Origin of the sequence: Qipengyuania aquimaris, from assembly GCF_009827445.1 — a bacterium.
GTDB classification, from domain to species: domain Bacteria; phylum Pseudomonadota; class Alphaproteobacteria; order Sphingomonadales; family Sphingomonadaceae; genus Qipengyuania; species Qipengyuania aquimaris.
Window position 1 is genome coordinate 1,725,347 of record NZ_WTYI01000001.1, and the last position, 12,609, is coordinate 1,737,955.

A 12,609-nucleotide genomic window follows, 5' to 3' on the forward strand; every position below is an offset into this window, starting at 1 on the left:
GGTTTATCTCCGGACCAATCCGGACGAATACCTAGCGGGCGTGTTCGGCCAGGAATCGCTTTACGTTGCGCGCCGCCTGCCGGATGCGCTGCTCGTTCTCGACCATGGCGATGCGGACGTATCCCTCGCCCTCCTCGCCGAAGCCCACGCCGGCCGCGACGGCCACTTCGGCATGCTGGAGGAGCTGCTTCGAAAACTCGAGGCTGCCCATGTGTTCGAAACCGGGCGGCAGCTTGGCCCAGGTGAACATGCTGGCAGGCGGGGTCGGGATTTCCCAGCCCGCCCGGGTGAAGCTTTCGACCATGACATCGCGGCGAGCCTGATAGCGCGCGCGGTTCTGGGCGATCACGTCTTCCGGCCCGTTGAGCGCAGCACAGGCAGCCGCCTGCACCGGCGTGAAAGCGCCATAGTCGAGATAGCTTTTGACACGGGTTAGCGCCGCGATCAGTTTCTGGTTGCCGACGCAGAAACCGATCCGCCAGCCCGCCATGGAGAAGGTTTTCGACATCGAAGTGAATTCCACTGCGACATCCTTGGCACCCGGCACTTCCAGGATCGAGCGCGTCGGCTTGCCGTCGTAATACAGTTCCGAATAGGCGAGGTCGGACAGCACCCAGACTTCGTTCTTCTTGGCCCAGGCCACCAGCCGTTCGTAGAATTCGAGGTCGACGGTCTCGGCCGTCGGGTTGCTGGGATAGTTGCACACAAGCACAGTCGGACGCGGCACGGTATAGGCCATCGCATTGTCGAGCGCGCGCCAGTAATTCTCGTCCGGCGTCGTCGGCACGCTGCGGATCGTGGCCCCTGCGATCATGAAGCCATAGGTATGGATCGGGTAGGCAGGACTAGGCGCGAGGATCACGTCGCCCGGGGCGCTGATCGCGGTCGCCATCGAGGACAGGCCCTCTTTCGAGCCCATGGTGACGACCACCTCCCGTTCGGGATCGAGTTCCACCCCGAAACGGCGCTGGTAGTAATTCGCCTGGGCGCGGCGCAGACCGGGAATGCCCTTGGACTGCGAATAGCCGTGCGCATCGGGCTTGGCCGCGACTTCGCACAGCTTGTCGATTACGTGCTGCGGCGGCGGCTGGTCGGGATTGCCCATGCCGAGGTCGATGATGTCGCGACCCGCCTGACGTGCCGCGTGGCGCATCGCATTGACCTCTGCGATGACATAGGGCGGCATACGTTTGATGCGGTAGAATTCGTCGGACATTCATTGCTCCTGCGACGCCGGCCTTAATGCTGGCCGAAAGTGATTTGCGTCGTCACATTGATTACCTATTCAAGATGCAAGCGCAAAGCCGCTCGCTATCACAAGTGTGCGAATTATCGTGTAAGTGACTAAAGACGCGCTTCGACGCCAGAGGATTGCCATGACCGATACGCCCGATCCCTTCACCAATATGTACGAAGGCCCCGCCAAGCTGATGCGCGCCATGTTCGCGCCGATGATGGGAACGATGGATGCGGCCAAGGGGATCGACGGCGCGGTATCGCCCGAAGACGCAAAGCATTGGGCAGAGGTCGGGGCCAAGCTGCAGGCCATGTGGCTGCAGTACCAGTCGGAACAATTGTCCAACCCTCAGGCGCTCGTGCCCTATTTCGATCCTGCGCGCTGGATGGCGCTGGCGACCGACTGGTACCAGAAGATGCCGCTGGCGCAGGCGGAACAGCAGAAAGCCCTGATGGAAGAGGGCATGCGCCTGTGGGAAGACGTGCTGGGCCAGTACGGCCTCGGCCCCAAGGCATCGGAAAAGCACGGCGGCGAGGTCGAACTGCCGCGCAAGGATCGCCGCTTCGCCGACGAGAAATGGCGCGCCCATCCCGCCTACGCCCTGATCCACCAGACCTATCTTTTCCTGGCCGAACGCGTTGCGGAAATGGTCGAGAAGGCGGACAATCTCAATCCGCAGCAGCGCGAGCAATTGCGCTTCACCACCAAGGCAATCACCGAAGCGGCGAGCCCTGCGAATTTCCCGCTGCTCAATCCGGTGGTGATGGAGCGCACGCTGGAAACCCGCGGCGACAACCTCGTCAAAGGCATGGAGCACATGCTGGCCGACATGCGCCGGGGCCAGCTGTCGCATACCGATGCGAACGCGTTCACCCTGGGCGAGAATATCGCCACCACGCCCGGCAAGGTGGTGCACGAGACCCCGCTCTACCAGCTGATCCAGTATTCGCCCACGACCGACAAGGTCATGGAAACGCCGCTCATCATCTTCCCGCCGTGGATCAACCGCTTTTACATCCTCGATCTCAACGCGAAGAAGAGCTTCGTGAAATGGGCCGTCGACCAGGGCGTGACCGTTTTCATGGTCAGCTGGAAATCGGCCGACGCCAGCATGAAGGACGTGATCTGGGACGACTACGTGCGCGCACAGATCGACGCGATCGACCATGTGCGCGAGCGGCTGGACGTGGCGAGCGTTCATGCGATCGGCTATTGCGTGGCCGGAACCACGCTGGCCGCCACGCTGGCGATCCTCCACCGTCGCGAGCAAGAGGACAAGGTCAGGAGCGCGACCTTCTTCACCGCCCAGGTCGATTTCGAAAAAGCGGGGGAGCTGCTCAATTTCATCGACGACCAGCAGCTGGCCGCGATCAAGGGCCTGTCGCCCGACGGCTATCTGGACGGGCGCTACATGGCCGCGACCTTCAACCTGCTGCGCGGCACGGACCTGATCTGGAATTACGTGGTCAACAACTACCTGCTGGGCGAGGACTACCCCGCTTTCGACCTGCTGCACTGGAACGGGGACGTCACCAACCTTCCCGCCAAGTGGCACCAGCAATATTTGCGCGACCTCTATCGCGACAACCGGCTGGTCGAAGGCGACGCGCTGACGGTCGACAATACGCCGGTCGACCTCGGCAGGGTGAACACCCCCACCTATGTGCAGGCGGGCAAGGAAGACCATATCGCGCCGGCCGAAAGCGTCTGGCGGATCACCGAACATTTCGGCGGTCCCTTGCGCTTCGTGCTGGCCGGATCGGGCCATATCGCAGGCGTGGTCAATCCCCCCTCCTCCGGCAAGTACCAGTACTGGACCAATGCCGGCTCACCGCGCAGCCTCGCCGAATTCCGCGAAGGAGCGGAAGAGCATCCGGGAAGCTGGTGGCCGGACTGGATCGACTGGCTGCGCGAACAGGACGGCGAAACCGTGCCCGCGACCGGCAAGCGAAAGCCGGGCGGAAAGGGCGACAAGGTCATAGAAAATGCGCCTGGACGCTACGTGGCCACCCGCTGAGCCCGGTATAACCTGCTGAAAACACGCCTCGTCGCGGATTATTGTGCACTGCACAAAAAGCCCTTGACTTCGCAGTTGCAATGCCTATTTTGTGCACTGCAACAAAGTGAGGTTTCCCATGGCTGATAGCCAGAGCAAAATTGACGCCGCTGCCGAGAAGGCATTTGCCGACGCAGCGGAAAAGAAGGCTGCTGACGCGGCCAAGGGCGACGTGAACGTGAAGGCCGTCGAAAAGGCAGTCGAAGCGGGCACGAGCGCGCCGGTCAAGGCCGACAAGGTCGCCAAGGCCGTTGCCGCACCTGCAAAGAAGAAGCCGGTCGCAAAGAAGAAGGCCGCTCCGGCCAAGGCCAAGAAGGTCGCTGCCAAGAAGGCACCGGCGAAGAAGGCCGCTCCTAAGAAGGTCGCTGCCAAGAAGGCAGCACCTGCGAAGAAGAAGGCCGCAGCCAAGAAGCCCGCGACCGCCACCACTCCGATTTCCAAGTTGAAGGATACCATCATGGCTACTGCCAAGAACGCAAAGACCACCGACTACACCGCCAAGGCGAAGGAAGTTGCTGCTGACGTGCAGACCCGCGCGAAGGCCGCTTACGACAAGGGTACTGAAATGACCCAGGACGTCGTTGAATTCCAGAAGGGCAACCTCGAAGCTCTCGTCGCTTCGGGCAAGATCCTCGCCAATGGCATGCAGGACATGGGCCGCACCTACGTCGAAGAAGCCAAGTCGGCTGCCGAAACCGTCCAGGGCGACGTGAAGAAGTTCGCTGCGATCAAGTCGCCGACCGAACTCTTCCAGCTCCAGGGTGAAATCGCACGTCGTAACTTCGACGCGATGGTTTCGACCACTTCGAAGAACACCGAAGCCATGGTCAAGCTGGCCAACGAAGCTTTCGCTCCGCTTTCGAGCCGCTTCAGCCTCGCTGCCGAAAAGGTCCGCAAGGCTGCCTAAGGCAAATTGACTTCAATCCGCCGGGCTCTCTCTCCTCTCTCCCTCGCCCGGTGGTTGGACAGGACGGGTCGGACGACATCACTGTCGTTCGGCCCGTTTCCTTTTTCGTACCGCAAGCGCGCGTTTCGACGTTTTCTTAACCCGCGACGGCGCACGGGGAGACTGACGCCTTGCGATTTGGTGAAACGATACGATATTGCCGCTTCTGATGACCGACTACACCGCCCTCCCCGCTATCCGCGCCGCTAATGGCGACGACGACGATACCCGCGAGGGCGAAGGCCAGACCGGTCTCGCGACCAAGACCCGCGCCAAGCCCAAGAAGCCGAGCCAGTACAAGGTCCTGTTGCTGAACGACGATTACACGCCGATGGAGTTCGTCGTCATCGTGCTGAAGCGCTTCTTCCGCATGAACATGGAAGAAGCGACCCGCGTCATGCTCCATGTCCACCAAAAGGGCGTCGGCGTCTGCGGCGTCTTTCCCTATGAAGTGGCCGAGACCAAGGTGAACCAGGTGATGGATTTCGCCCGCGAGAACCAGCACCCGCTGCAATGCACGCTAGAAAAGGCCTGACAGCCATTCCTTTCCTCATTTCCGGTAGGGCATGACGCGCGGGTAATTTCTCGCTAGAGCCGCCCGCAACGCCCAAGAAACCGGAAACCGCGTGCTCAATTTCCTTCCCGCCATCGACCGCTACATCTTCCGGCTGGTGATCGTGCCTATGCTGGGCGTCTTCGCCCTCGCGGCATCGCTGCTCACTCTCGACAAGATGCTGCGCCTGCTCGATTTCGTGGCGGTGGAAGGCGGGCCGATCGGCGTCGTCTTCAAGATGCTGGCGACGCTCGTTCCCGAATATGCCAGCCTTGCGATCCCGCTTGGCCTGCTGCTGGGCATCCTGCTCGCTTTCCGCAAGCTCGCCACCACGAGCGAGCTCGACGTCTTCCGCGCGGTCGGCCTAAGCTACGGCCGCCTGCTGCGGGTGCCCTACATCATCACCATGGTCTTCATGGCCATCAACGTGGCGCTGGTCTTCTTCGTCCAGCCCGTCAGCCGCTTCACTTACGAACGCCTCGAATACGAGCTTCGCTCTGGTGCTCTGGGGGCATCGATCAAGGTGGGCGAGTTCACCACGCTCGCCGACCGCATGGCGCTGCGCATCGAGGAAAGCGAAGACGACGGCCGCCGCCTGATCGGCATTTTCGCGCGTGTCGCCAACGACAAGGGACAGGTGCTCTCGATCTCTGCGCGCGAAGGCTCTTTCCTCGCCACGACCGACGACCCCGACACGATCATCCTGCGCCTGACCGAGGGCACCATCGTCCAAGACACCGGAGGCCAGACGCCGCGCGTCCTGACCTTTACCCGCCACGACCTGCCTATCGATCTGCCCGCAATCGAGGAATTTCGCGCGCGCGGAGAGGACGAGCGTGAATACATCCTGCCAGAACTGCTCCGCATCGGCTGGGCCGACAACCAGACCGAAGACAAACGCGACGCCAGCCAGGCCAGCTTCAACTTCCGCCTGGTCGAGGTGGTGATGATGGCGCTGATGCCCTTGCTCGCCGTGGCACTCGGCATACCGCCCAAGCGATCGACTAGCGCGCTGGGCGTCTTCCTGTCGATCATCATGGTCGTCGCCTATCACAAGATAAACCAGTACGGAGAGGATGTTGCCGCACTCGGCCTTGCCGATCCGATCCTGGCTTTGTGGGGGCCATTCGTGGTCTTCGCCACGCTGATATTATGGATGTACTGGCGTGTGGCTTTCGTGCCGGGCGGTCAGGCCATCGGCGCGCTGGAGAACTGGTTCGCCAAGATCTCCAAGAAGATCGGCAAGCTGTTCAGGCGCAAGCGCCGACACCATGTCCATACGGACGACGATCTGGCGGCGGAGGGCTGATCTGTGCAACTCGACTTCTTCCCCTCGCGCACGCTGACGCTCTACCTCGCGAAACTGTTCGTGGTCCGAATCCTGGCGGTGCTGGTCATGCTGGTGCTGGTGCTGATGATGCTCGACCTGCTGTCGAATAGCGGCAAGATCCTGGCGGTCGAGGGCAACGGCCAGGGCGAATTGCTGACCTATGCCAGCCTCAGGATACCGCAGCTGATCCAGCGCTTTCTGCCCTATTCCGTGCTGCTGGCAACGCTCATCTCGCTGGTCACGCTCAACCAGAACAGCGAGGTCATCGCGATGAAGGCGGCCGGATTGTCCGCCCACCAGGTGCTTGCCCCGCTACTACTGACGGCGCTGGTCGTCGCCGCCTTTAGCTTTGTTTTCAACGAGCGTCTGGTCACGCGCGCGACTGCGACTCTCAAGGCGTGGGAAGCGGCGGAATACGGCCCCATTCCCGAAGAATCGAACGTGCGCGCCAACGTCTACCTGACCGATGGCGAAAACGTCATGACCGCCGCTCAACTGGCCGGACGCGGCAATGCCATCGCCATGCGCAAGGTCACTTTCTACCGCCGCAACGCAGAAGGCGCGATCCTCGAACAGATCGTCGCAGACCGCGCCACGTATGCGGCGCCGGGCTGGAAGCTGGAAGGCATCGAACGCTTCGAAGTGGCCACGGCCAATTACGCCACGGGTGACGAGATCGTGGTGGGTGAAGGCCTCACCCCCGACCAGATCGATCTTGCCCGGATCGATCCCGATGCCGTGCCCTTCTGGGAGCTCGGCCCGACCATCGACGCATATGAGGAAGCCGGCAGGCGTACGGGCGAAATGCGCGCCAAGTGGTGGCACAAGCTGTCCGGCCCGCTGTCTTCATTCCTCATGCCGCTCCTCGGCGCGGTGGCCGCCTTCGGACTGGCGCGATCGGGCCAGCTTTTCGTGCGCGCCTTGATCGGCATGGCTCTGGGATTTGCCTATTTCGTGGTCGACAACGCCGCGCTGGCGATGGGCAATTTCGGCGGGTATCCGCCCTTCCTTGCCGCCTGGGCGCCCTTCTTCCTTTTCCTCCTGATCGGTGAAACCGTCCTGATCCGGACCGAGGAATGACCGGCTGGAGCATCCGGCTCGCAAAGCCGGAAGATGCCGAGCACCTGCCGTCAATCGAACGTGCGGCAGGCAAGCTGTTCCTCGAAGTCGAAGGTCTGTCTGGAGTGGCGGGCATGAATGCGATCCCGACGGACGCGCAGCGCGCCATGATCCGCAAGGGTCACTGCCTGGTGGCCGAAAGCGACGGGCGCATCGTCGGCTTCCTGTCGACCCAGCCGCACCGCCGCGAACTGCACATCCGCGAGCTTTCGGTCCATCCTGACATGCAGGGGCAAGGGATCGGCGCGGTGCTGCTGCGGGCCATCGGCGTCGATGCGCTCAACAGCGGGTTTGCCGCGCTCACGCTGACGACCTTTACCGACGTCGCGTGGAATGCGCCCTTCTATGCGCGGCTTGGCTTCGAGACGGTCGAGGACCTTGATGCCCATCCGCGCTTGAAAGCCGATATCGAGCAGGAGGTCGCGCACGGCCTCCCGCGCGAGCGACGCTGCGCGATGATCAGGTTTTTAGCCTGAGGGCGCTCAGCCCTTGCGGCCACCCATCGTGCTGCGGGCAATGCGCGCAACCAGCACGCCCATCCCGGCGTGGTTCGCACCGTGATAGGTTGATTCCGTGCCCAGTTCGCGCACGAGGCGGCGGTGCGCTTCGGGCAGCGAGTGGTAGGGCATCGACGGCATGAGGTGGTGCAGCGCGTGATAGCGCAGGCCCACCGGCGCCCAGATTTCGGCGATCACGCCCGGCGGCGGCACATTCACGCTGTCGAGGAACTGCGCAGTGACAGTCATGGCCTCACCCTCGTTCTCCCACAGATGCGCGACCAGCGTACGCAGCTGGTTGAGCAGTGCGACGACGGAGGCAACGCCCAGGGCGAAGAGCAGCGGTTTCCAGCCGAAGGCGAAGACGCTGCCGATCAGCATCCACGACCAGATGAACCCGCCCAGCTCCAGCAGCATGACCCGCGGACGCAAGTCGCCTTCGGGTGGGCGACGGCGAAATTCCGGATTGATCGCCAGCGCGCTGGCACGCTGCCAGGTCAGGCGGCGGATCGGCGGGATGATCGCGCCCAGCGGCACGAGCACTGCGAAGCGGAACAGCAGGGCCACCGGCGCAAGGATCGCGATAATGACGAACAGCGGCAGGCTCCACGGCTTCATCAGGGCGAGCGGGAGGTATTCCGGATCCTCGACCGTACCGTATTGCGTACGCTTGTGGTGGAGCGTGTGCACTTGCTCGTACATGAAGGATGGCGTCAGCATCGGGATGCCGACCAGCGCGTTCCACGCTCCGCGGAAACCGGGCAGCGCCCCGTTCCGGAAATGCGAGATTTCGTGGATGAACAGCAGCGCACGATAAAGTGCCAGCACCGATACGATAGACAGGACGACTGCCAGCGCGGTGCTTTGCGTCAGGATGGCCCCGGCAAGCGAGGCGTAACCCAGCAGCGCCGAGCCGACCATGTCGGTCCAGTAGATCGAAGCACGGTGCTCGGCGATATCCTTGGTCAAATCGCGCGCACCGCGCAGCATCGCCTTGTCGTCGGCGATTTGCGAATGCCAGCCGCGCATATCGCGCGAAGGCGCAGGATTTGCAGCAGGAATTGTCTGTTCAGCGTTCATGGTCGTTTCCTGGGGGGAGCCTTAGTGGATCGGCGCGAAAAATGACAGTCTCGGGTCTCGATCATAGTGATCGACCGCGTGCGATTCCTTGACAAAGATCATATGCCATACGCAGGGCTAACCCCGGCTGAACAAGGGAAGTGCTGCGTGGCTGACCAGAATATCGTGATCGTAGAGGCAAATGACAAGAAAGGCCGCGCTGCCTTTGTCGACCTCGGGCGGGAATTTGCCTCGCGGGAGCCGCATTTTGTCCCGCAATTACGCTCCGAGCAGCTGGAACTGGTCAATCCGGCGAAAAACCCGTTCTTCGAGCATGCCGACGTCCAGCTTTTCATTGCCCGCCGCGAGGGAAAGCCCGTCGGACGGATCTCGGCCCATATCGACCATCTCGCCCTCGAACTGCCACGCGAACAGGGCATGGGGCCGGGGACCGGCCTGTTCGGCTATTTCGATGCCGAGGACGAGGGTGTGGCCAGCGCCCTCCTTGCCAGGGCCGAGGAATGGCTGCGCTCACGCGGGATGACGCGCGTGCTGGGCCCGATTTCCCTGTCGATCTGGGAAGAGCCGGGCCTGCTCGTCACGGGGCAGGACCATCCGCCGATGATCATGATGGGACACCATCCAGCGCACTACGCGCGGTGGATCGAACAGGCAGGTTTTAGCAAGGCGAAGCGCCTCCTCACCTACGATCTCGACGTGCAGCAGGAATTCCCGCCCCTGATCCGCCGCATCGTCAAATCCGGCGAACGCAACGAGCGCATCCACGTGCGCAAGGTCGACAAGTCGAAGTGGGACGAGGAAGTCGAGACGATCCTCCACATCCTCAACGATGCATGGTCGAAGAACTGGGGCTTCATCCCCTTCACCGAAGCCGAGATCGCGCAGGCCGGTAAGAAGCTGAAGCCGATCATCCATGAAGACCTGAACATGATCGCCGAACTGGACGGCAAGCCGGTCGCATTCATGCTCACCTTCCCGGACATCAATCGCCCGCTGAAGGAAATCGGCGGCAAGCTACTGCCCTTCGGCTGGTTCAAGCTGCTGCGCTGGCTCAAGAAGCCCAAGCAAGCCGATATGCGCGTGCCGCTGATGGGCGTCCTCAAGGAACTCCACAATTCGCGCCTCGCCAGCCAGCTTGCCTTCATGATGATCAGCGAAATCCGCGATGTGGCTGCAACCAAATACAAGGCACGCCGCGGCGAGATCGGGTGGATCCTCGATGACAATCAGGGAATGAAGGCGATCGCCGATGCAATCGACAGCCGGGTGAACCGCGAATACGTGGTCTACGAAAAGGCCCTGTAAGCGCGCACCAGTTGCATTGGGGCAACGCCCGGGCTGAATGTGTGACAGTCGGGAACCGGCTGGCTGCTCCCGCCTTTCGAAAATAGGCGCTGATTTCCTGCGCCTTACCATCGGGACCAAACGTCATCGCACGCGCGCCATCATCTGCTTGTAAAATGCCCGGGCATGTCCTTGTCGTGGAAGACGAGGCTATTCTCGGCATGATGCTCGAAGATGCGCTGGAGGCGGCGGGGGTGAAGCATGTCGAGATATGTTCGACCACCGATACCGCTCTGGAGGCGCTTCGCCGCAAGCAGCCCGATGCCATCGTCCTCGACGTTCACCTGGCCGATCGCGACGACGGCTGGGCTATTGCGGAATTGGTGAAGGCGCTCGGCCCCGACAGCCCGCAGATCATCTTTTCGACCGGTCAGCCGAAGGATATTCCGGCCCATATAGCGGAACTGGGGTGTGTCCTCGAGAAGCCTTACGATCCCGAAGTCCTGGTCGATGTGCTGTGCCAGCCGGAAAAGCGCGGCATGATTTCGCGCCTGCGCGGCGCCCTGCGACCGAGCTGACCGTTCCCGGCCGACGAGCGTTTCGACCGATCTTTTTTCAATTTCGATATTCGCCAAGAAAAAAGGCCTCCGCTCTCTTGGAGCGAAGGCCTTTCGGGATCGTATCACCAGCCGCTTGGACGGGAGGGGGGTCTCGGCGGTGACATAGTAGAAATGTCCCGACTGGAATGGAGTTCCCCGCGCCGCAAATTTTTTTCGAATTTTTTCTTCTGCCGGTTCAGACGAAAGGACGCTGTCCTTTTTCGGACCGCTCGAAACTGGCGAATTTGGCCGCCTCGTCCATGTCCGGGACACAAATTTCGCGAGAGCTCCATTCCACCAGCCCGTCGCGATCGAGCGACTTGATCGTCCGGTTCGTGTGAACGAGGGACAATCCGAGCATGTCCGCGATCTGGGACTGTGTGATAGCCATCGACAGCTTGTTGCCATCGCGCGCGATACCGGTAGCCAGGGCGCGGTCAAGCAGCCAGGCGGCCAGATAGACGACCCTTTCGCGTGCGCTTCGCTGGCCGAGCGATACGATATGCCCTTCCAGCGCGTTTTCTTCCTTCGCAGCGAGCCAGGTGATGTCGAAGCCGAGCCGCGGGTGTTCCTTGATGAGGTGCACGAAATCGCTGCGACGGAATCGGCACAGGCGCAGGGGCAGAACCGCTTCGACCGAATGACTCAGCGCCTCGTCGAACGCGCCCTGCAGGCCGACCAGATCGCCCGGGAACATGAAGTTGATGATCTGGCGGCGACCGTCTTCCAGTTCGAGATAGCGAATGGCCACCCCGTCGAGGATGGTGAAAAGGTGGTCTGTTTCCTCGCCTTCCTTCAGGACGACGTCGCCGCGCTCGAAGCTGACTTCGGCCTGCTTGACCGACTGCATGTATGCCTGCTGCGCATCCTCGAGCGGGCGCAGCCCGGGGCAGTCCTGCAGCGGGCATTCCTGACAGGCGTAAGGCTCTGCAATTTCGAACATCGGCTTTTCCGGATCCCCTCCTTGAAGGTCGACTTCGTCGCCGCGAATGAAACAATTGTCAAACAAGATGATTTCGAGCGGCGCAGTAGGAACCGTTCGCTCGGCGGCGCGTTCAATGCGCGCAAACCACGGAAGGGGTTCTATGTCGCTTGGTGACCAAATCGCGAAAAACCTGCCTTACCTGCGCCGTTATGCGCGGGCACTTACCGGATCTCAGGCTACCGGTGACGCGTTCGTACGCGCAACCTTGGAGGCTGCTCTGGCCGACGACGACCTGAAGGCGTCGCTGGAGGGTGGCCGCGTCCCTCTCTATCGCGCATTCAACAAGGTCTGGTCGAGCGCCTATCTCGATGTTCAGGAGCCTTCGGGCGACGATCACGAAGGTGCAGCGCAGGATCGACTCAAGTCGATCACGCCGCTGAACCGGCAGGCCCTGCTCCTCACGACGCTCGAAGACTTTTCGGTCGAACAGGCCGGCGAGATCATGGAAGTCGAACCTTCCGAGATCGAAAGCCTGGTGCAGGAAGCGGTCAGCGAAATTGATCGCGAAAGCTCGACCAGCGTCCTCATCATCGAGGACGAACCGCTCATCTCGATGCAACTGGAAGATCTTGTCACGTCGCTGGGCCACGAAGTTTGCGGTACAGCCGCGACCCGCACCCAGGCCCAGGAAGTCGTCGCCCAGAAAACGCCCGGACTAGTGCTTGCCGATATTCAGCTGGCCGATGGCTCGTCGGGCCTCGATGCGGTCGACGACATCCTGGCGATCGACAGCGTGCCGGTGATCTTCATCACGGCCTATCCCGAGCGCCTGTTGACAGGCGATCGTCCCGAACCGACGTATCTCGTGACGAAGCCGTTCCAGGAACAGACGGTGCGCGCTGCCATTAGCCAGGCGCTCTTCTTCGGATCCAGCCGCCCGCTCGGCTGACCGGGCCAAACGCCAAACAAAAACGCCGCCCGGA

12 protein-coding genes are annotated in these 12,609 nt (G+C 61.9%); 9 read left to right on the forward strand and 3 right to left on the reverse strand.

All coding sequences use genetic code 11. The annotated features are described in order from the left end of the window. Positions 1-31: 31 nt before the first annotated feature. Positions 32-1,216 carry an LL-diaminopimelate aminotransferase gene (locus GRI34_RS08405; protein ID WP_160595535.1) on the reverse strand — a complete coding sequence of 395 codons (1,185 nt, stop codon included), beginning with the start codon at positions 1,214-1,216 and terminating at the stop codon, positions 32-34. Positions 1,217-1,376: 160 nt separating this feature from the next. Here GRI34_RS08405 and GRI34_RS08410 point away from each other — a divergent pair, with 160 nt between their 5' ends. From GRI34_RS08410 to GRI34_RS08435, 6 genes are all read left to right on the forward strand, one after another. Then, a complete protein-coding gene (locus tag GRI34_RS08410; protein ID WP_160595536.1) occupies positions 1,377-3,254 on the forward strand; it encodes a PHA/PHB synthase family protein in 1,878 nt (625 codons plus the stop codon). Positions 3,255-3,372: 118 nt separating this feature from the next. Further along, positions 3,373-4,200, forward strand: a complete 828-nt coding sequence (locus tag GRI34_RS08415) for a phasin family protein (protein ID WP_160595537.1) — start codon at positions 3,373-3,375, stop codon at positions 4,198-4,200. A 208-nt stretch (positions 4,201-4,408) separates the two neighbouring features. Further along, positions 4,409-4,774, forward strand: a complete 366-nt coding sequence (gene clpS, locus GRI34_RS08420) for an ATP-dependent Clp protease adapter ClpS (RefSeq protein ID WP_160595538.1) — start codon at positions 4,409-4,411, stop codon at positions 4,772-4,774. A 91-nt stretch (positions 4,775-4,865) separates the two neighbouring features. Continuing rightward, complete coding sequence (locus GRI34_RS08425; RefSeq protein ID WP_160595539.1) at positions 4,866-6,101, forward strand: LptF/LptG family permease; 1,236 nt, start codon at positions 4,866-4,868, stop codon at positions 6,099-6,101. Positions 6,102-6,104: 3 nt separating this feature from the next. Beyond that, a complete protein-coding gene (lptG, locus tag GRI34_RS08430) occupies positions 6,105-7,202 on the forward strand; it encodes an LPS export ABC transporter permease LptG (RefSeq protein ID WP_160595540.1) in 1,098 nt (365 codons plus the stop codon). After that, a complete protein-coding gene (locus GRI34_RS08435; protein WP_160595541.1) occupies positions 7,199-7,717 on the forward strand; it encodes a GNAT family N-acetyltransferase in 519 nt (172 codons plus the stop codon). The genes lptG and GRI34_RS08435 overlap by 4 nt, the downstream gene beginning before the upstream one ends. Before the next feature lie 6 nt (positions 7,718-7,723). Here GRI34_RS08435 and GRI34_RS08440 read toward each other — a convergent pair whose 3' ends face one another. Beyond that, positions 7,724-8,818, reverse strand: a complete 1,095-nt coding sequence (locus GRI34_RS08440) for a fatty acid desaturase family protein (protein WP_160595542.1) — start codon at positions 8,816-8,818, stop codon at positions 7,724-7,726. A 147-nt stretch (positions 8,819-8,965) separates the two neighbouring features. Between GRI34_RS08440 and GRI34_RS08445 the strand changes: the two genes are divergently transcribed. Continuing rightward, complete coding sequence (locus tag GRI34_RS08445; protein WP_160595543.1) at positions 8,966-10,123, forward strand: GNAT family N-acetyltransferase; 1,158 nt, start codon at positions 8,966-8,968, stop codon at positions 10,121-10,123. A gap of 155 nt (positions 10,124-10,278) precedes the next feature. After that, positions 10,279-10,680, forward strand: a complete 402-nt coding sequence (locus tag GRI34_RS08450) for a response regulator (RefSeq protein WP_160595544.1) — start codon at positions 10,279-10,281, stop codon at positions 10,678-10,680. Positions 10,681-10,897: 217 nt separating this feature from the next. On the opposite strand, the gene GRI34_RS08455 is transcribed toward GRI34_RS08450, so the two are convergent. Next, on the reverse strand, positions 10,898-11,710 hold the full coding sequence (locus GRI34_RS08455; protein WP_234028183.1) for a Crp/Fnr family transcriptional regulator: 813 nt from the start codon (positions 11,708-11,710) through the stop codon (positions 10,898-10,900). A 76-nt stretch (positions 11,711-11,786) separates the two neighbouring features. On the opposite strand from GRI34_RS08455, the gene GRI34_RS08460 reads away from it, so the two are divergent. Beyond that, entirely contained in the window at positions 11,787-12,575 is a 789-nt protein-coding gene (locus GRI34_RS08460) for a response regulator (RefSeq protein WP_160595546.1), read from the forward strand. Positions 12,576-12,609 lie beyond the last annotated feature (34 nt).